Source organism: Streptomyces niveiscabiei, from assembly GCF_033794345.1.
In the GTDB taxonomy this organism is placed as follows: Bacteria; Actinomycetota; Actinomycetes; order Streptomycetales; family Streptomycetaceae; genus Streptomyces; species Streptomyces niveiscabiei.
In genome coordinates this window covers 449,911-468,949 of record NZ_JARAYJ010000003.1, presented here as the reverse complement: position 1 = coordinate 468,949, position 19,039 = coordinate 449,911, and the positions used below count along the sequence as shown (strand labels likewise).

General features: G+C 72.4%; 17 protein-coding genes. 6 read left to right on the top strand and 11 right to left on the bottom strand.

From position 1 onward, the window contains the following. Positions 1-170: 170 nt before the first annotated feature. The 7 genes from PV682_RS06310 to PV682_RS06280 form a co-directional block, all read right to left on the bottom strand. Positions 171-2,117: a Xaa-Pro dipeptidyl-peptidase gene (locus PV682_RS06310; protein ID WP_319724836.1), complete on the bottom strand. Its 1,947-nt coding sequence runs from the start codon at positions 2,115-2,117 to the stop codon at positions 171-173. A 60-nt stretch (positions 2,118-2,177) separates the two neighbouring features. Beyond that, complete coding sequence (locus tag PV682_RS06305; protein WP_319724834.1) at positions 2,178-3,071, bottom strand: adenosine kinase; 894 nt, start codon at positions 3,069-3,071, stop codon at positions 2,178-2,180. Then, positions 3,068-3,556 carry a macro domain-containing protein gene (locus PV682_RS06300; RefSeq protein ID WP_319724833.1) on the bottom strand — a complete coding sequence of 163 codons (489 nt, stop codon included), beginning with the start codon at positions 3,554-3,556 and terminating at the stop codon, positions 3,068-3,070. The genes PV682_RS06305 and PV682_RS06300 overlap by 4 nt, the downstream gene beginning before the upstream one ends. Before the next feature lie 42 nt (positions 3,557-3,598). Beyond that, a complete protein-coding gene (locus PV682_RS06295) occupies positions 3,599-5,044 on the bottom strand; it encodes an amino acid permease (protein WP_319724831.1) in 1,446 nt (481 codons plus the stop codon). Between the two features lie 198 nt (positions 5,045-5,242). After that, positions 5,243-7,432, bottom strand: a complete 2,190-nt coding sequence (locus PV682_RS06290; protein WP_319724829.1) for a 3-hydroxyacyl-CoA dehydrogenase NAD-binding domain-containing protein — start codon at positions 7,430-7,432, stop codon at positions 5,243-5,245. A gap of 36 nt (positions 7,433-7,468) precedes the next feature. Then, positions 7,469-8,683 (bottom strand): acetyl-CoA C-acetyltransferase, encoded by a 1,215-nt coding sequence (locus PV682_RS06285; protein ID WP_319724827.1) that lies wholly within the window; start codon positions 8,681-8,683, stop codon positions 7,469-7,471. Positions 8,684-8,774: 91 nt separating this feature from the next. After that, positions 8,775-9,896 (bottom strand): CaiB/BaiF CoA transferase family protein, encoded by a 1,122-nt coding sequence (locus PV682_RS06280; protein ID WP_319724825.1) that lies wholly within the window; start codon positions 9,894-9,896, stop codon positions 8,775-8,777. 151 nt (positions 9,897-10,047) lie between these two features. Between PV682_RS06280 and PV682_RS06275 the strand changes: the two genes are divergently transcribed. Continuing rightward, positions 10,048-11,226: a saccharopine dehydrogenase family protein gene (locus PV682_RS06275; protein WP_319724823.1), complete on the top strand. Its 1,179-nt coding sequence runs from the start codon at positions 10,048-10,050 to the stop codon at positions 11,224-11,226. 84 nt (positions 11,227-11,310) lie between these two features. Here the strand turns inward: PV682_RS06275 and mmpA are convergent, their stop codons facing one another. Continuing rightward, positions 11,311-11,457, bottom strand: a complete 147-nt coding sequence (gene mmpA / locus PV682_RS06270) for a morphogenic membrane protein MmpA (protein ID WP_165854575.1) — start codon at positions 11,455-11,457, stop codon at positions 11,311-11,313. Positions 11,458-11,522: 65 nt separating this feature from the next. Then, the gene (locus PV682_RS06265) at positions 11,523-12,230 is read right to left on the bottom strand and encodes an endonuclease V (RefSeq protein ID WP_319724821.1); all 708 of its coding nucleotides are present in this window, start codon (positions 12,228-12,230) and stop codon (positions 11,523-11,525) included. Positions 12,231-12,344: 114 nt separating this feature from the next. On the opposite strand from PV682_RS06265, the gene PV682_RS06260 reads away from it, so the two are divergent. Further along, positions 12,345-12,797, top strand: a complete 453-nt coding sequence (locus tag PV682_RS06260; RefSeq protein WP_319724819.1) for a hypothetical protein — start codon at positions 12,345-12,347, stop codon at positions 12,795-12,797. A 55-nt stretch (positions 12,798-12,852) separates the two neighbouring features. Here PV682_RS06260 and PV682_RS06255 read toward each other — a convergent pair whose 3' ends face one another. Then, positions 12,853-13,941: a WD40/YVTN/BNR-like repeat-containing protein gene (locus tag PV682_RS06255; RefSeq protein WP_407705608.1), complete on the bottom strand. Its 1,089-nt coding sequence runs from the start codon at positions 13,939-13,941 to the stop codon at positions 12,853-12,855. A gap of 314 nt (positions 13,942-14,255) precedes the next feature. On the opposite strand from PV682_RS06255, the gene ssgD reads away from it, so the two are divergent. The 4 genes from ssgD to PV682_RS06235 all read left to right on the top strand — a co-directional run bounded on the left by ssgD (position 14,256) and on the right by PV682_RS06235 (position 18,650). Continuing rightward, positions 14,256-14,672, top strand: a complete 417-nt coding sequence (gene ssgD, locus PV682_RS06250) for a spore wall synthesis regulator SsgD (protein WP_055723160.1) — start codon at positions 14,256-14,258, stop codon at positions 14,670-14,672. A 282-nt stretch (positions 14,673-14,954) separates the two neighbouring features. Continuing rightward, on the top strand, positions 14,955-16,556 hold the full coding sequence (locus tag PV682_RS06245; protein WP_319724816.1) for an ABC-F family ATP-binding cassette domain-containing protein: 1,602 nt from the start codon (positions 14,955-14,957) through the stop codon (positions 16,554-16,556). Positions 16,557-16,684: 128 nt separating this feature from the next. Continuing rightward, on the top strand, positions 16,685-17,461 hold the full coding sequence (gene ddaH / locus PV682_RS06240) for a dimethylargininase (RefSeq protein ID WP_319724814.1): 777 nt from the start codon (positions 16,685-16,687) through the stop codon (positions 17,459-17,461). A gap of 214 nt (positions 17,462-17,675) precedes the next feature. Then, the gene (locus PV682_RS06235; protein ID WP_319724813.1) at positions 17,676-18,650 is read left to right on the top strand and encodes an acyl-ACP desaturase; all 975 of its coding nucleotides are present in this window, start codon (positions 17,676-17,678) and stop codon (positions 18,648-18,650) included. Between the two features lie 123 nt (positions 18,651-18,773). Here PV682_RS06235 and PV682_RS06230 read toward each other — a convergent pair whose 3' ends face one another. After that, positions 18,774-19,013 (bottom strand): WhiB family transcriptional regulator, encoded by a 240-nt coding sequence (locus tag PV682_RS06230; protein ID WP_109363852.1) that lies wholly within the window; start codon positions 19,011-19,013, stop codon positions 18,774-18,776. Between the last annotated feature and the right edge of the window lie 26 nt (positions 19,014-19,039).

Sequence of the window (19,039 nt, the reverse complement as noted above, 5' to 3'; positions counted from 1 at the left end):
GCCCCCCCGCCCCGCCCGCCCCCCCCCGGGGGGGGGCCCCCCCCCCGGCCGGGGGGGGGGGGGGGGCGGCGCCGCAGGTGGGTCCTGCGGCGCCGGTTGTCATCAGAGTGCCGGACGCGGTGGGGACGCCGTGCGTAGCGGTGTCCCCGGCGTTCCGGTGTCCCGTGTGCTTACGGCACGCGCCGCGCCTTCGCGTTGGGGCCGACGCCCTCCAGCGGGCCGGCTGTCCTCGGCGGCGTCGTGGCCGTCCCCGCCGTCGCGCGGGCGAAGGCCGGGGCGCCGCCCACGAGGGGGACGTTCGCCGAGGTGCGGGCGAGGTCGAGGGTCAGCGTCGGCTTGTCGGCCGGGGGTTCGATGAGGTTATTGTCCGTGCCCGCGACGATCAGGGCGAGGCGGTGGCCCGCCGGGACGACGTGGTCGGTCGCGGCGAGGGCGATCGTGAGGGTGTAGCGCTTGCCCGGGGTGAGCGGGACGCCGTGGCCGGGGTCGGCGTACGTGCCGAGGTCCGCCCAGCCGCGGCTGACGACCGTGTAGTCGACGGCCTTCGTCCGCGCCGCCGTCTCCTTGAAGCAGGCGCTGTCGCCCGCCGTGCTCGCGCCCCAGCAGGTGCGGTTCGTGAGGGTCGTGATGCCCTCACCGGAGGCCGCGTAGTCGCGGATCGTGTCGGGGCCGAGGTCGACGAGGACGGCGGAGAGGTGGGCCGTCGGCGTCGTGGGCGTCGCGGTGACGGTGACCGTCGGGGAGCCGGCGAGGCGCAGGTCGCGGGTGAGCGGGCCGGTGGTGAACCCGGCCTTCTCCGGTGTCGCCGTGTCGATCTTCGCGGACCAGTCGGTCTCGTCCAGCGCGGGGTTGTCGGTGAACGTCTCCGTGCCGGTGCCCTTGCGCAGGCCGAGGACGCCTACGCCGGGCTGGGTGCCGGTCGCGGGGCGCAGGGTCGTCGCCCGGGTGCCGGACGGGGGCCAGGCGCGGGACGTCTCCCACTGGTCGGGGTGGCGCTCGACGTCGGCCATCGGCTCGCGGTCGATGCCGTTGTCGTAGCCGAGGAGTTCGTGGTCGAACCAGCGGTGCAGCGTGTCGACCCAGGCGCCGCGCCGGAAGTCGAAGGGGTCGACGTGACCCGTCTGGGAGAGCCAGATCTTGCGCTTGACGCCGTTCTTCGCGAGGGCGTTCCACCACTGGCCGAGGTGGTTCGTGCGGACGTTGAGGTCCTGCATGCCGTGCACGGCGAAGACGCTGGCCTTCACCTTGCCCGCGTCCTTGACGTAGTCGCGGCCGGTCCACAGGGGGGTCCAGTCGCCGGTGCGGGGCGCGCCGTTCTTGAGCTGCTGCTGCACGGCCGCGCACTTGGTCCGGGCGTCCGGGCTGTCGACGTAGTCGGAGAGGTCGTCGGGGCCGCCGTCGTACAGCGGGGCGCCCTGCTGGAAGTAGTAGTCGTACCAGGAGGAGATGGCGCTGATCGGCACGACGGTCTTGAGGCCCTTGACGCCGGTCGCGGCGACGCCGTTGGCTATCGTGCCGTCCCAGCTCTTGCCGATCATGCCGGTGCGGCCGTTGGTCCAGTCGGCCTTCGCGGTCGTGCTGCCCGTGCGGGTCGTGTACGCGGTCGCCCGGCCGTTCAGCCAGTCGACGACCGCCTTCGCGGAGCCGATGTCCGAGGGGCCGCCGATGTCCACGCAGCCGTCGGAGCGGTTGGTGCCGGCGAGGTCGACGCCGACGAACGCGTAGCCGCGCGGGACGAAGTAGTTGTCGTAGAAGAGCGGCATCTGTACGACGTTGCCGTTCGCGTCGTACGTCTTCAACTGGCTCTCGTTGCCTCGGCCGCAGCAGGAGTAGTAGGGGCTGGCGTCCATGATCACCGGCACCTTACGGCCCTGCTGGGCGAGTTCGCGGGGGCGGACTATGTCGACGGCGACGCGGTCCTTCTTGCCGTCGCCGTCCCCGTCCAGGCCCGTGTCCACCCATACGGACTGGCGTATCGCCGTGTCGTACGAGTAGATCGGCAGGCTCTCCCGTGAACCCGCCTGTGCCGCGGTGGGGGTGAGGAGGGAGGCCGCCAGGACGGTGAGGGTGGTGGCCGCGAGGGGTCTCCAGGTCGTGAAGCGGTTGCTTAGAGGCATGCGCGGGACGGTACAGGGGTGAACTCCTGTTCAGTAGAGGGCGTTTGTGAAGTTCTCGGATCACAGCTCGGCCCTCGTCAGGGCGGCGGCGCGGGTGGCGGGGACCGTGCACGCGTACGCCCCCGCGCGGGCGCCGTATTGCGCGCTCTCCCTCGGGGTCGCGCCGGTCAGGGTGCCGTAGAGGAAGCCCGCCGCGAAGGCGTCGCCGGCGCCGTTGGAGTCGACCACCGAGGCGGGCGGGACGGATGCCGGTACGTGGGTCAGGGCGCCGTCCGTGAGGAGGTAGGCGCCCTTGTCGCCGGCCGTCACCACCACCGTCCTCGCGCGGCCGTCCCTCGCGATGCGGCGCATGGTCGCCTCCACGTCCGTGAGGGCCGCCGCCGACAGGAACACGAGGTCCGCGGCGAGGGCGAACGGCTCGTGGTACGGGTTGTCGCCGTCCCAGTCGTGCAGGTCCGTCGAGAGGGGGGCGCCGGTCTCGCGCAGGGCCGGGAGGGCGTCGGCGCAGGGCTGGGTGAGCGAGACGTGTACCTGCCTGCTGCGGGCGGCGAGTTCCCGCAGGGTGTCCTCGGGGAACCGGTCGTCGAAGCGGGTGCGGCTCGTGTCGTACAGCGACAGTCTGCGCCCGTCCGGCGAGACCAGGTTCGTGGCCCGCTTGGTCCCGGCCGCCTGCGGGAGGGCGGTCAGCGCGATGCCGTGCTCCCGGTGGAAGTCCCGCACCAGCCCGCCTTCCGGGTCGTCCCCGAGGAAGTCGAGGTGGTGCACGGCCATGCCGAGCGCGGTGAGGCCGAGTGCCACGAAGTCCCCGGTCTGCCCGGCCCGCGCGTGGATGCCGTCGACCATATGACTGTCGGCGTACGGCAGGGGCAGTGCGGGCACGGGGATGATCGTGTCGACGCCGGCTCCGCCGAGAACGAGTACGTCGATGTCCTTGCCGCTGCCCTTGCCGCTCACCTCAGGCCCTCCCCATGGTCGTACACCGTCACCGCGATCCCCTCGCGCACCAGCCGCTCCGCTATCAGCGGCTCCACGCGGGGCCACGCGCCTCCTGCCAGCCCGCAGCCTATGCGCGGCATGTGCACGGACGCCCCGAGGTCACGGACGGGCGCCGCCAGCCGCTCCAGGGCCGCGTCGATCGCCTCGTACCGGACCGGCGCCCCCTTGCTGCCGGTCCTGGTCCCGCGCTGGCCGATCATGTTCGCGACCCATACGTACCGCTCCACCTGGACCAGTTGGACCGCGCCCAGCCCGAAGTCGTTCTTGGCGCGGTTCCTGTGCCAGGCCCGGTACGCCGCCTCCGGCTGCGGCCAGCGGCGGGAGAGGGCCAGGACGAAGCCCTTTCCCCATCCCCCGCTGTCGTTGCAGACGTGGGCGATCACCTTGACGCCCTTCACCGACGGTGCTGTGGCGTCACCCCTCGTGTACGTGATCTCCGGCATGGGACCACCGTAGGCGACGCCACTGACAATCGGGCTGACCTGCTATTTCGTCAGGTCGGACAGTTCCTTGGCGGTGTTGCGGCGCAGGGCGTACCAGCCGCCGGCCAGCGCGGCGGCGATGACCGGCAGGAGGAGGAGGGTCTTGCGGCCGACCTCCTCGTCGTTCCACATCATGCCGAGGCAGACGAGGAGGAAGGCGATCGTGGCGATCTCGGTGACGGGGCTGCCGGGGAGCCGGAAGGAGGGGCGCTCCACCAGGCCGTCCTTCGCGCGGCGGACGAAGATCATGTGGCAGATCATGATGATGATCCAGGTGCTGATGATGCCGAGGGACGCGACGTTGAGGACGATCTCGAAGGCCTGGCTGGGGACCAGGAAGTTGAGGCCGACGCCGAGGACGCAGACCGCGCAGGTCAGCAGGATGCCGCCGTAGGGGACCTGGCTGCGGTTCATGCGGGCGGTGAACTTCGGGGCCGAGCCGGACATCGCCATGGAGCGCAGGATGCGGCCCGTGGAGTAGAGGCCGGAGTTGAGCGAGGACATGGCCGCCGTGAGGACGACGAGGTTCATGACGTCGCCCGCGCCGGAGACACCGATCCTGGAGAGGACCGTCACGAAGGGGCTCTCGTCCGCCGAGTAGACGGACCCCGGCAGCAGGAGGGCGAGCAGGACGACCGAGCCGACGTAGAACACGCCCACGCGCCACATGATCGAGTTCACCGCGCGCGGGACGACCTTCTCCGGCTCGGCGGTCTCGCCCGCCGCGACGCCGACCAGTTCCAGCGCGGCGTACGCGAAGATGACGCCCTGCATGACGAGGACGACGGGCATGAGGCCGTGCGGGAAGACGCCGCCGTTGTCGGTGACGACGTGCAGCCCGGGGGTCTCGCCGCCGACCTTGTGCCGCGTGGCCAGCAGGAAGATGCCGATGCCCATGAACGCGACGAGGGTGGCCACCTTGACGATCGCGAACCAGAACTCCATCTCGCCGAAGATCTTCACGGAGATGAGGTTGATGGCGAGGACGACCGCGAGGGCGATCAGCGCGAGCACCCACTGGGGGACGCTCGTGAACGCGCTCCAGTAGTGCGTGTACAGGGCGATCGCGGTGATGTCGGCGATGCCGGTGGTCGACCAGTTGAGGAAGTACATCCAGCCGGCGACGTAGGCGCCCTTCTCGCCGAGGAACTCGCGCGCGTACGACACGAAGGACCCGGAGGACGGCCGGTACAGGACCAGTTCGCCGAGCGCGCGGACGACGAAGAACGCGAAGACGCCGCAGACCAGGTACGCGAGCGCGAGCGCGGGTCCGGCGTTGTTCAGGCGTCCTCCCGCGCCGAGGAAGAGGCCGGTGCCGATGGCCCCGCCGATCGCGATCATGTTGACGTGGCGGTGCTTGAGGCCCTTGCTGTAACCGGCGTCGCCCGCGTCCGCGGGGGCGTGGGGTACGGCTTCGGTCGCGGCCGTCTGCACGGCGTCCTTGCTCACGGGTGGTCCACTCTCTGGTGCGCCCGCGCGGGTCGCGCGCGGGTGTCCGGACGTGCGTCGGCCTGTGCCCTCGGATGGAAGGCACAGGCCAGGGGCCCAGCTTGTCCTGATCGTCGTCCCGCGCGCGGTGGCCGAGGTCACAAAGCGGGACTTGTCACAGGGGCAGGGGGAAGAGGTGGGCCGACGGTGTACGCGCTGTCACGCGTCCGTGAAGGTCTCGCCCTTCTCCGCCTTCTCGACGAGCAGCGCCGGCGGGGTGAAGCGGGCGCCGTATCGGTCGGCGAGTTCGCGCGCGCGGGCCACGAAGCCGGGGAGGCCCGTACCTGCCCCGGCGCCGCCGTCGTAGCCGTTGATGTACTGGAGGACGCCGCCGGTCCAGCCGGGGAAGCCGATGCCGAAGAGGGAGCCGATGTTGGCGTCGGCCACGGACGTGAGGACGCCCTCCTCCAGGAGGCGGACGGTGTCGAGGGCCTCGGCGAACAGCATGCGTTCCTGCATGTCGCGGAAGGGGATCTCGGCGCCCGCGCGCGTGAAGTGCTCGCGCAGGCCCGGCCACAGGGCGGTCCGCCGGCCGCTGTCGTCGTAGTCGTAGAAGCCCGCTCCGCCCGCGCGGCCGGGGCGGTCGAAGTCGTCGACCATGCGGTCGATGACGGCCTCGGCGGGGTGCGCGGTCCAGGTGCCGCCCGCCTCCTCGACGGCCTGCCGGGACTCCTTGCGGATCTTGCGGGGCAGGGTGAGCGTCAGCTCGTCGACCAGGGAGAGCACCTTGGCGGGGTAGCCCGCCTGCGCGGCGGCCTGCTCGACGGAGGCGGGCTCGATGCCCTCGCCGACCATGGCGACGCCCTCGTTGATGAAGTGGCCGATCACCCGCGAGGTGAAGAACCCGCGCGAGTCGTTGACGACGATCGGCGTCTTGCGGATCTGCCGGACCAGGTCGAAGGCGCGCGCGAGCGTCTCATCGTTCGTCCGCTCGCCCTTGATGATCTCGACGAGGGGCATCTTGTCGACGGGCGAGAAGAAGTGCAGGCCGATGAAGTCCTGCTGGCGTTCGACGCCTTCGGCGAGGGCGGTGATGGGGAGCGTGGAGGTGTTGGAGCACAGCAGCGCGTCGGGGGCGACGACGTGCTGGATCTCCTGGAACACCTTGTGCTTGAGGGAGGCGTCCTCGAAGACGGCCTCGATGACGGCGTCGCAGCCCGCGAGGTCGGCGGGGTCGGCGGTGGGGGTGATGCGGGCGAGCAGCGCGTCGGCCTTCTCCTGGGTCGTCCGGCCCTTGGCGACGGCCTTGGCGCACAGTTTCTCGGAGTAGCCCTTGCCCTTGCGGGCGGCATCGAGCGTGACGTCCTTGAGGACGACGTCGATGCCCGCACGCGCGCACGCGTAGGCGATGCCCGCGCCCATCATCCCGGCGCCGAGGACGGCCGCCCGGCGCACCGGGCGGGGTTCGGTGCCCTGGGGGCGGCTGGCGCCGGAGTTGACGGCCTGGAGGTCGAAGAAGAACGCCTGGATCATGTTCTTCGAGGTCTGTCCGGCGGCGAGTTCGACGAAGTAGCGGGCCTCGATGACCTGCGCGGTCTCGAAGTCGACCTGGGCTCCCTCGACGGCGGCGGCGAGGATGCGGCGCGGCGCCGGGTAGGGGGCGTTCGCCGTCTGCTTGCGCAGGGTGGCCGGGAAGGCGGGCAGGTTGGCGGCGAACTTGGGGTTGGCCGGGGTACCGCCGGGGATGCGGTAGCCGGGCCTGTCCCAGGGCTGCTGGGAGGCGGGGTGGGCGTCGATGAACGCGCGGGCCTTCGCGAGGAGTTCCTCGCGGGTGCCGGCCACGTCGTCGATGAGGCCGTTCTGGAGGGCTCTGGGGGCGCTGTACTGGGTGCCCTGGAGAAGAACCTTCAGGAGGGCGTCGGCGATCCCCAGGAGGCGCACTGTGCGGACGACGCCGCCGCCTCCGGGGAGCAGGCCGAGGGTGACCTCGGGGCAGCCGATCTTGGTGCCGGGCGTGTCGAGGGCGATCCGGTGGTGGCAGGCGAGGGCGAGTTCGTAGCCGCCGCCGAGAGCCGCGCCGTTGATCGCCGCGACGACCGGCTTGCCGAGGGTCTCGATGCGGCGCAGGTTGCGCTTGATCTCCAGGCCGCCGTCGAAGAGTTCCCGCGCGGTGCCGGGGGTGACGCGGATCAGGTCGCGCAGGTCGCCGCCCGCGAAGAACGTCTTCTTCGCGGAGGTGACGATGATGCCCTTGATGGTGTCCTTCACGGCCTCCAGGCGGTCGGTGACCGCCGCGAGGGAGGCGCGGAAGGCGGCGTTCATGGTGTTCGCGGACTGGTCCGGGTCGTCGAGGACGAGGGTGACGACGCCTTCGCGGTCCTGCTCCCAGCGGATGGTGGTGGAGTTCATGGAGGGTGCCTTCTCGGTGATCCGTCGGGAGGGGGGTCAGAGTCGCTCGACGATGGTGGCGATGCCCATGCCGCCGCCCACGCACAGGGTGGCGAGGCCGTAGCGCTTGTCCTGGCGCTCCAGTTCGTCGACGAGCGTGCCGAGGATCATCGCGCCGGTCGCGCCCAGCGGGTGGCCGAGCGCGATCGCGCCGCCGTTGACGTTGATCTTGTCCAGGGGGACGCCGAGGTCCTTGGCGAAGCGCAGGACGACGGCCGCGAACGCCTCGTTGATCTCGACGAGGTCGATGTCGCCGATGCTCAGGCCGGCCTTGGCGAGCGCCTTGCGGGTGGCGGGCGCGGGGCCGGTGAGCATGATGGTCGGTTCGGAGCCGGAGACGGCGGCGGAGACGATCCGCGCGCGCGGGGTGAGGCCGTAGCGCTCGCCGACCTCCTGGGAGCCGATCGCGACGAGGGCGGCGCCGTCGACGATGCCGGAGGAGTTGCCCGCGTGATGGACGTGGTCGATCTTCTCGACCCAGTGGTACTTCTGGAGGGCGACCGCGTCGAAGCCGCCGAGTTCGCCGATGTCCGCGAAGGACGGCTTGAGGGCGGCGAGGGAGTCGGCGGTGGTGCCGGGGCGCGGGTGCTCGTCGCGGTCGAGGACCGTCAGGCCCGCGCGGTCGGTCACCGGGACCACCGCGCGCGTGAAGCGGCCCTCCTTCCAGGCGGTGGCCGCGCGCTCCTGCGAGAGGGCCGCGTACTCGTCGACGTCGCGCCGGGTGAAGCCCTCGATGGTGGCGATGAGGTCGGCGCCGATGCCCTGCGGCACAAAGTTGACGGCCAGGTTCGTCATCGGGTCGTTGAACCAGGCGCCGCCGTCGGAGCCCATCGGCACCCGCGACATCGACTCGACGCCGCCCGCGAGGACGAGGTCCTCCCAGCCGGAACGGACCTTCGCCGCCGCCGAGTTGACGGCCTCCAGGCCCGAGGCGCAGAAGCGGTTCTCCTGCACGCCCGCGACCGTGTCCGGCAGACCCGCCGCGATCGCCGCGATCCGCGCGATGTCGGAGCCCTGGTCGCCGTGCGGGCCGACGACGCCGAGCACGATGTCGTCGATCGCCGCCGGGTCGAGGCTCGGCAGGCGCTCCTGAAGGGCGTGCAGGAGGCCGGTGACCAGGTCGATCGGTTTCGTGCCGTGCAGCGCGCCGGTGGCCTTGCCGCGACCGCGGGGGGTGCGGATCGCGTCGTACACGTACGCTTCGGTGCTCAAGGGGTGGGCCTTTCGGGGGTCGTGAGCCGAGCTTGTCGGGTGGGCCGGGGGCTTGGGGTGGGCCGGGGTCCGGCGCCGGACCGGGGTGCGGTCAGTCGGTGGCGAGTCCTGGTATCCCCCAGTCCCGCGCCACGTCCGCCGTGTCGGCGCCCGGCCGCGGGGGCGGGGTGCGGATCGTGGTGGGGGTCGCGGAGAAGCGGGGCGCGGGGGCGGGCTGGGTGATGCCGGCGTGGTCGGTGAAGGTGCCGCGCTCGGCGAGGTGCGGGTGGTGCGGGGCTTCGCGCAGGGACAGCACGGGTGCCACGCACGCGTCGGAGCCCTCGAAGCGGGCCGTCCACTCGTCCCGCGTACGGGACTTGAAGCGGGCGGCGACCGCCTCGCGCAGGGCGGGCCAGCGGGCCGGGTCCTTGCGGGCGTCCGCGAAGCCGTCGAGGCCGAGGAGGGCGGTGAACTCGTCGTAGAACTGCGGCTCCAGCGCGCCGACCGCCATATGACCGCCGTCGGCGGTCTCGTACGTGCCGTAGTACGGGCAGCCGCCGTCCAGGAGGTTGGCCGCGCGCCGGTCCTGCCAGCCGCCGGCCGCGAGCATGCCGTGGAGCATCGCCGTCAGGTGCGCGGTGCCGTCGACGATCGCGGCGTCCACGACCTGGCCGGTGCCCGTCGCGCGCGCGTGGTGCAGTGCCGCGAGGACGCCGACGACGAGGTAGAGCGAGCCGCCCGCGTAGTCCCCGAGGAGGTTGGCCGGGGCGGGCGGGGGCCGGTCGGGGGTGCCGGTGATGCCGAGGGCGCCGGTGACGGCGATGTACGCGATGTCGTGGCCCGCGCGGTGCGCGAGGGGTCCTTCCTGGCCCCAGCCGGTCATCCGGCCGTACACCAGCGCGGGGTTGCGGGCGTGGCACTCCCGCGGGCCCACGCCGAGGCGTTCGGCGACTCCGGGGCGCAGGCCCTCGATGAGGACGTCCGCGCGGGCGGCCAGGTCGAGCACCCGCTCGGCGCCCTGCGGGGACTTGAGGTCGACGACCACCGAGCGCTTGTTCCGGTTGGTGACGTCGTACGCCGGGTCGATCGCCAGCACCGGGCGGCCGGGGCGGTCCACCCGGACGACGTCGGCGCCGAGGTCGGCCAGGAGCATCGCGGCGAACGGGCCGGGGCCGATGCCGGCCAGCTCGACCACGCGCACTCCGGCGAGCGGTCCGTGCCCTGCCGTCGTCATCCGGCCCCCTCGCTGTCGTCACCGCCGATGCTAGGAACGTGTTCCGGTCGAGCACAAGAGCAAGCGCTTGGAAACTGGGCCGCCCGGGTGCTTGATCAGTGCCGCGCTCTCCACGCTAGCCTCGGCCACTGACAACGACCCGAGGGGTGTCATGAGCAGGCCGAAGAAGTCGGACCGTCCCTACGACGTCGTGCTGTTCGGGGCCACCGGCTTCGTCGGCACGCTCACCGCGGAGTACCTCGCGGCGCACGCCCCCGAAGGGCTGCGGTGGGCGATCGCCGGGCGCGACCGGGCCAAGCTGGAGCGGCTGCGCGAGCGGCTGCCCGGCGGCGAGGGCGTCGGGGTGCTGCGCGCGGACGTCGCCGACCCGGCGTCCCTGCGGGCGCTCGCCGAGCAGGCGCGCGTCGTCGCCACGACCGTCGGGCCGTACGTGACCTACGGGGACGACCTGGTCGCCGCGTGCGCGGACAGCGGCACCGACTGTCTCGACCTGTCCGGGGAGCCCGAGTTCGTCGATCTGACCTATGTGCGGCACGACGCCCGCGCGCGGGAGACCGGGGCGCGGATCGTGCACGCGTGCGGGTTCGACTCCGTGCCGCACGACCTGGGCGCGTACTTCACGGTGTGCCAACTGCCCGAGGGGGTGCCGATCGGCGTCGACGGGTTCGTGACCGCCGACGCGATGATCTCCGGCGGGACGCTCGCCTCCGCGCTGAACCAGTTCGCGCGCGGGCGCCAGGTGTTCGCCGCCGCCCGCGACCGCGCGCGGTACGAACCCCGGCTCGTCGGGCGCCGGGCCACCGCGCCCGCCGCCGCGCCCCGGTTCGCCTCCGAGGTGGGCGCGTGGGCCCTGCCGCTGCCCACCCTCGACCCCCAGGTCGTCGTGCGGTCCGCGCGGGCGCTGCCCCGGTACGGGCCCGACTTCCGCTACCGGCACTACGCCGCCGTCCGCCGGCTGCCGATCGCGCTCGGGGGTGTCGCCGGGGTCGGCGCGCTCGTCGCCGCCGCGCAGGTGCCGCCCGCGCGCCGGTGGCTGTCCGCGCGCCTGGAACCCGGCCAGGGGCCCAGCGAGGAGAAGCGGGCGCGGAGCTGGTTCTCCGTACGGTTCGTCGGCGAGGGCGGGGGGCGGCGGGTGTTCACCGAGGTGTCCGGCGGGGACCCCGGGTACGGGGAGACGGCGAAGATGTTCGCGGAGAGCGCCATGTCGCTGGCCGTCGACGACCTTCCGCCGGTGGCGGGGCAGGTGACGACCGCCGTGGCCATGGGGGACGCGTTGATCGGGCGGTTGCAGAAGGCGGGGATCCGGTTCCGGGTGGCGGCCCGGGTGTGAGGGGTGCCGCGCTGTCGGAGGGCGTCCACCACTGCTCGTGTTCCGGTCAGGATCGGTCGGCTTCGGGAGCGCGTTCCGGTCAGGTCAGATCTGCCACTGCACGAGGGTGTAGATCATGCCCACGATCCAGCCGAACCCCGCCAGCGCGGCGAGGATCAGGGCGGCGTTGACCGCGCGCTCGACGGGGCGGTCGGGGTCGGTGAGGGGCTTGGGGGCGCGGTGGCTCGTCATGGGTGCCAGCCTGCCGGGGCGGGCGGGGCGTCACATCCGTACAGATACTCAGATCGGTCTGTGCGTCAGTTCCGCGGCACCGAGGCGTCCGTGGCCTGCTGAAGCGTCCTGCGGCAGAGGGCGTCCGCCCGGCGTGTCGTCTCCGGGAGGCGGAACGCGGGGGTCAGCGCGAGGGTGTGCGCGCAGGCGGTGTCCAGCGTGGTGCGGTGTCCCACGGAGACGAACACCGGTTTCACCCCCGCGCGCGTGCGCAGCGCCCGGCCGACCTCCTCGTCCCCCGCCCTGAGCGGCGCCGCCGCCCCGCGCGCGGGCTCCGGTTCGTCGTACGTGAACGTGAACGGATTCTTCGCGACGCCGATCGTGCGCAGGCCCGTGAGAACGCCCAGGTGGCTCGCCAGGCCGAACCTGCGCGGGTGCGCGAGGCCGTACCCGTCGCACACGACCAGCCCCGGAGCGCAGGGCAGCGCGTCCAGGGCCGCCATGACGGTCGGCAGTTCCCGGAACGCCAGCAGTCCGGGGACGTACGGGAACGAGATCCGCCCCACCGCCGTGGCCTCGGCGACGACCTCCAGGCTCGCCGCGTCCAGCACGACGGCCGCCGCCGCGACGACGTCCCGCTCGTCGTCGTAGGCGACGTCCACGCCGGTGACGTGTCCCGTGCCCGGGGGCGGGCCGGGTTCGTCGAGCACCACGCGCGCGCGGAGGGCGTCCTGCACGGCTCGGGCTTCCGCTTCGGTGGTGGGCCAGTCGGCGGGGATCTGTACGGTCGTCATGGTGGGTCGAGGGTACGGGAGGAGTCTCCGGGCAACCTTGGGGGCGTCTGACGGGTCTTCACCCACAACGGAACATTCCGACGTTCCGGACCGACTCGTTCCACGGGGGAACACATGAACTCCACCCGCACCCGTACCCGTCGCGGCACCGCCGCGGCCCTCACCCTGCTGATGGCGGCCGGCCTCGGTGCCGCCGGCGCGGGCGTCTCGAACGCGGCCGTCGCCATCCCGCCGCAGACGCGGGAGATCGCCTCGTCCACCCTGGGCTCCGACTACAGGATCACCCTGACCGCGCTGCGTTCGACGGAGGACGAGTACGCCGCCTCCGTGCGGCTCCAGGTCTACACGCAGGCGGGCGGCGCCTGGACGGAGTCGGACCGCGTCACCGTGGGCGACGTCGACGGCTGGTTCTGGTACCCGCTCACCGGCAAGGGCGCGGTCTGCCAGTTCTCGACCGCGAGCACCGAGCCCGCGCCGCTGACCGTGAGCCTGCTGCTCACGCCCTCCCTCGGCTGCTCGGACACCGTGCACTACGTGGTGAAGCAGGGCAGGGTCTACGCGGCCTGAAACCGCCGTCGCCTCGTGGGCCGGCCCGTCGACGCCGCGCACGACGCGCGCGGGGTCAGCGTTCCAGGCGGGCCGCCCTCCCCTGTTCGCCTGCCGCCCAGCAGGTGCGGTCCGGTGCGCAGGTGACCGTGTCGAAGGAGCCGGGGGCCAGGGGGCGCCAGGTGCGGCCCGCGTCCGTGGTGATGTCGGTGCCGGCGGGGCCCACGGCCAGGGCCGTCGTGCGGGTGCGGGGCAGCCAGGCGGCGCCCGAGCGGTAGGACGGCGGGGGTGTGGCGGCGGGGCGCCAGGTGCGGCCCCCGTCCGTGGTGACGGCCGCCGCTCGCGGGGAGGGCTGGTCGGGGCGGTAGTCGCCGCCCACCGCGATCCCGTGGCGGGGGTCGCGGAACGTCACGGCGAAGACGCCCCGGGCCGGGTCGGCGGCGGGGATCGGGGTGTCGGCCGCGGTCCAGGTGCGGCCCCGGTCCGCGGAGTGGAGTACGCGCGCGTGCGCTGCGCCGCCGGTCGCCAGCCAGACGTCGCGCGGGCCGGAGGTGACGAGGCACTGGCCGCTCGCCGCGAAGCCCGCCTCGCCGTCCAGGGCGGCCGGCATGCCGGTGTCCGGGAGGACGGTCCAGGTGCGTCCGCCGTCGGCGGTGGACAGGACGCGGAACCGTCCGTCCACGGGGTCGCTCATCGCGAGGCCGTGGCGGCGGTCGAAGAAGGCCAGGCAGTCGTAGAACGCGCGCGCGTCGGTGTTGCGGAAGGACTCCGTCCACGTCGCCCCGCCGTCGTCCGTGCGGTAGATCCGCGACGCCTCCCCCTCGCCGATCGCCAGCACCACCGCGCGGCGCGCGTCGAGCGCCTCGACGTCCCGGAACTGGAGGTCCTGCGCGCCGGGCGGCGACACGTTCCGCCAGCTCGCGCCGCCGTCCGTGGTCCGCAGGACGGTGCCCTGCGTCCCGGCGAGCCACGCCGTGTCCCCGCTGACGGCCGCGAGCCCCCGGAACCGCACGGTGGGCGTCCCGGTGTCCTTGAGCGCCCACTGCGGGCCGCCGGACGGCGCCGTACCGGCCTGCGCGGGAGCACCGCCCGCGACGGCCAGCACCACCCCGCAGACCACCCCCAGGACAGCGCCCTTGCGCCCTCTGCCCGCCACACGTCGCATGATCCCCGAGCGCCTCATGCCGGGCGAAGCTAGCGGACACGCCCGGCGCCGTCCAGAGGCCCCCGCGCGCGAGGCAGGACGGCCATCCGTACGCGCGCGCCTCGCATGCTTTTCCCGCCCCCGGGTACCCCCCAACTCCCGCCCCGTCCCCCACCGTCACCCCCGATGTCCCCACAAGTCCCTCTGGTCCCCCGCTGACGGTGACCGATGTCACGCGGAATTCAGGTGCACGGATCCGGCGGTTCCGGCGTCTCTTCAAGTGTCGAGTGTCGTCCGACAGGAAGTCCGTCCAGCAGTCACAAGGGAGCAAGGCGATGTCCACCGTCATCGAGCAGCCCGTAGAGGCCCGTCTGGTCGCCGCCGCGCCTCGGATGCAGAGCATCCCCGCCACGTTGCAGTACGACCGGACCGATCCGTTCGCGGTACGGATGGCGTTCCCGGCGCCGGCGACGCTGGAGGGCGTGGAGGTGTGCTGGACGTTCGCGAGGGAACTGCTCGCGGCGGGCCTGACGGAGGCGGAGGGGGACGGGGACGTACGGGTGCGGCCGTACGGCTTCGACCGGACGGTGCTGGAGTTCCACGCCCCGGAGGGCACGGCGATCGTGCATGTGCACTCGGCGGACGTACGCCGTTTCCTGCGGGCGACGAGCGAGCTGGTCCCGGTCGGTCTGGAGCACCTCCAGCTGGACCTGGACCACGACCTGGCGGAGCTGATGCGCGACGCATGCTGACCGGAACCCCGCCTTCGCGGGAGGCTCGTTTTAATCCTTTGACACCCCCGCAGCACCCTCCCTACGGTTGATCTCGCTTCTGTTGCCGCCGATTGGAGAAGGACGTTGCTCGTCTGAGGTCCCGAGACACCGCGTCGCACAGCCACCGCCTTCGCGAGCTGTGTGCGTTGCGTCCGACCTCGGCGTACGAGCCGTCCCCGCGGCCCTACGGCGTCCCGAGCCGACCTCCGGTGTCTCGACACGCGTCTGCCCCTGACCGCATGCGCACACCGCGAGGCTTTCTTGAGTCATTCCATCACCGCTTCCGCCCTCTCCTTCGCCTGGCCGGACGGCACCCCCGTCTTCGAGGACCTGGACCTCGCCTTCGGCCCCGGCAGGACCGGGCTCGTCGGGGTCAACGGGTCCGGCAAGTCCACCCTGTTGAAGCTGATCGCCGGGGAGCTGACCCCGGCGGACGGCGCCGTACGGGTCGCCGGGGAGGTCGGCTATCTCCCGCAGAACATCACCCTGGGCACGGCCCTGAAGGTCGACGAGGCCCTCGGGATCGCCGCGCGGCGGGCCGCCCTGCACGCCATCGAGGGCGGTGACGCCTCGGAGGAGCACTTCGAGGCCCTCGGCGACGACTGGGACGTCGAGGAGCGCGCCCTGGCGACGCTGGGCGAGCTGGGCCTGGGCCACATCGGCCTGGACCGCACGATCGGCGAGGTGTCGGGCGGCGAGTCCGTCCTGCTGCGGCTGGCGGCCCTGCTGCTGCGCCGCCCGGACGTCCTCCTGCTGGACGAGCCGACGAACAACCTCGACCTCCACGCGCGCGCACGCCTGTACGCCGCCGTCTCCGCGTGGTCGGGTGTCCTGGTCGTCGTCAGTCACGACCGTGAACTCCTGGACCTGGTCGACCAGATCGCCGACCTGCGCGCGGGCGAGGTGACCTGGTACGGCGGCAACTTCAGCGCGTACGAGGAGGCGCTGGCCGTCGAGCAGGAGGCGGCCGAGCGGATGGTGCGCGTCGCCGAGGCGGACGTGCGCCGGCAGAAGCGCGAACTGAGCGATGCCCAGATGAAGTTGGCCAAGCGCAAGAAGTACGGGCAGAAGATGCAGGACAACAAGCGCGAGCCGAAGATCGTCATGGGGCTGCGCAAACGCTCCGCGCAGGAGTCGGCGGGCAAGCACCGGATCCTGCATCAGGAGCGCCTCGCGGAGGCGAAGGAGCGGCTCGACGAGGCGGCGGAGGCGGTCCGGGAGGACGACGAGATCCGCGTCGACCTGCCGTACACGGCCGTACCGCCGGGCCGGGGCGTGCTGACGCTGCTGGACCTGGAGACGGTGTACGGCGCGCGCGTGGGGAACCTCGATCTGCGCGGCCCGGAGCGTGTCGCGCTGGTGGGGCGCAACGGGGCGGGCAAGACGACGCTGCTGCGGACGGTGGCCGGGGAGCTGGCGCCGGTCGCGGGCGAGGCCGCCGTCCACGTCCCCGTGCGGTTCCTGCCGCAGCGGCTCGATGTGCTGGACGACGAGCTGACGGTGGTCGAGAACGTGGCCAGGTTCGCGCCTGAGGCGACGAACAACCGGGTCCGGGCCCGGCTGGCCCGGTTCCTGTTCCGGGGCGGCAGAGCGGACCAGAGGGCCGGGACGCTGTCGGGCGGGGAGCGGTTCCGCGCGGCGCTGGCGGCGCTGATGCTCGCGGAGCCCGCTCCGCAGCTCCTGCTGCTGGACGAGCCGACGAACAACCTCGACCTCGCGAGCGTGCACCAGCTGACGACGGCTCTGGAGTCGTACGAGGGCGCGCTGATCGTGGCCAGTCACGACATGCCGTTCCTGAGGTCGATCGGGGTGACGCGCTGGCTGGAGCTCGACGGTGGGCTACACGAGGGCGACGCGGGGTGACTCACCGGTATCTCAGCTGAGCCACAGCCTCACGGGAGGGCTTTTGTCCCACCCGCGCGGGGTTGCATGATGGCGGACCGGTGCCCTGTTCCGGGGCGCCGGAAAGCCGCCGATTCGGAGACCTGGACGTGCCCAGCAAGAAGGCCCTCATCCGCCGCCCCGGCCCGCGCCTCCCGGACGGGCTGGTCACGCACATCGAGCGCGAGAAGATCGACCCCGGCCTCGCCCTGGAGCAGTGGGAGGGCTACGTCGAGGCGCTGGCCGCGCACGGCTGGGAGACGGTCGAGGTGGAGCCCGCCGACGACTGTCCGGACGCGGTGTTCGTCGAGGACACCGTCGTCATGTTCCGCAACGTCGCGCTGATCACCCGCCCGGGCGCGCGTTCCCGGCGGGGCGAGACGGCCGGCGTGGAGGAGGCGGTGGCGCGGCTGGGCTGCTCGGTGAACTGGATCTGGGAGCCGGGCACCCTGGAAGGCGGCGACGTCCTCAAGGTCGGCGACACGGTGTACGTCGGGCGCGGCGGGCGCACGAACGCGGCGGGCATCCAGCAGCTGCGGGCCGCGTTCGAACCGCTCGGCGCGCGCGTGGTGGCCGTTCCGGTCAGCCGGGTGCTCCATCTGAAGTCGGCGGTGACCGCGCTGCCCGACGGGACCGTGATGGGGCACATCCCGCAGGTCGACCGGCCCGCCCTGTTCCCGCGCTTCCTGTCCGTGCCGGAGGAGTCCGGCGCGCACGCGGTGCTGCTCGGCGGGCACAAGCTGCTGATGGCGGCGAGCGCGCCGAAGACGGCCGAGCTGCTCACCGACCTCGGGTACGAGGTCGTCACGGTCGACATCAGCGAGTTCGAGAAGCTGGAGGGCTGTGTGACATGTCTCTCGGTAAGGTTGCGCGAGCTGTACGACTGACCGGCTGACGACGTCACTCCGACGGCCCCGGGACCTGCGGGTTCCGGGGCCGTCGGAGCACTCCGGAAATCGGCGGCGACCCTGCTGATCAGCGCCCTTTACAACGCGCTTAACCTACGGTCTCGTAACCTACGGTTTCGTAGCCTACGATCCCGTAGGTTCCGGCACCGCTCGCCGGATTGTTCCGCTCCGTTTTCACGTCCCTGGAGTTCTTGTGACGATCACCTCTCCCCACCTGGGCAGTTCCGCCGGCTGGACCGACGCGCGGCTGCTGTACGCGCTGGAGGAAGTGGTCGAGAAGGAACTCAACCGGCACTTGCAGGTCACCAAGGACTGGATGCCGCACGAGTACGTCCCGTGGAGCGACGCGCGCAACTTCCCCGGCTTCTTCGAGGACGGCGAGGCGTGGGAGAAGGGGCAGTCGAAGGTCACCGAGATCGGGCGGATCGCCCTGGTCGTCAACCTGCTGACCGAGGACAACCTGCCGAGCTACCACCACGAGATCGCGAGCCTCTTCGGCCGTGACGGCGCCTGGGGCACGTGGGTGCACCGCTGGACGGCCGAGGAGGGGCGCCACGGCATCGTCATGCGCGACTACCTGCTCGCCTCGCGCGCGGTCGACCCGGACAAGCTGGAGCAGTTCCGGATGGCCCACATGAGCGAGGGCTTCGAGTCGGACAACAGCCACTCCATGCTGCACTCCGTGGCCTACGTGTCCTTCCAGGAGCTCGCCACCCGCATCTCGCACCGCAACACCGGGCACCAGTCCGGTGACCCCGTCTGCGACCGGATGCTCGCGCGCATCGCCGCCGACGAGAACCTGCACATGATCTTCTACCGCAACCTCCTGAAGGCCGCGTTCGAGATCGCCCCCGACCTGACGATGCAGGCCGTCCGCGACGTCGTCGTCAACTTCCGGATGCCCGGGCACGGCATCCCCGGCTTCGAGCGGGCCGCCGCGCAGATGGCCATCGGCGAGGTCTACAACATGCGCATCCACCACGACGACGTCCTCGCGCCCGTCCTGCGCTTCCTCAAGGTCATGGAGATCGACGGGCTCGGCCCCGACGGGCGCCAGGCCCAGGAGGAGCTCGGCATGTTCATGGGCGGGCTCAACGCGGAGGCGACGAAGTTCGACGAGAAGCTCGCGGCGCGCAAGGCGCGGATGGCCGCTCGCGCGGGCGCGTAGGCGCCGGTTCCGGCTCGCGGGGCTCCTGCGGGCGGTGACGGTGACAGGGGCGGTCCGGGGTTTCCCGGGCCGCCTTCCGTCGTACGCGGGCGCGTGGTGCCGGGCTGGGTGTCGGCGGCGTCGTCAGTGGCGTCTGAGGTGGTGGCGTTCCTTCTCCGACAGGCCGCCCCAGACGCCGAACTGCTCGTCGTGGGTGAGGGCGTGGTCGAGGCAGGCGGGGCGGATCGGGCACAGGCCGCAGATCTGTTTCGCCTCGCGGACCGAGCTGCCCGGTTCCGGGAAGAAGAACACCGACCCGGTCTGTGCGCACAGGGCCTCCTGCTGCCAGGAGAGGTCGGGTACGGGCTTCGTGTCGGTGGACATGACGGGATCGTGCCGGGTGCGGGAAA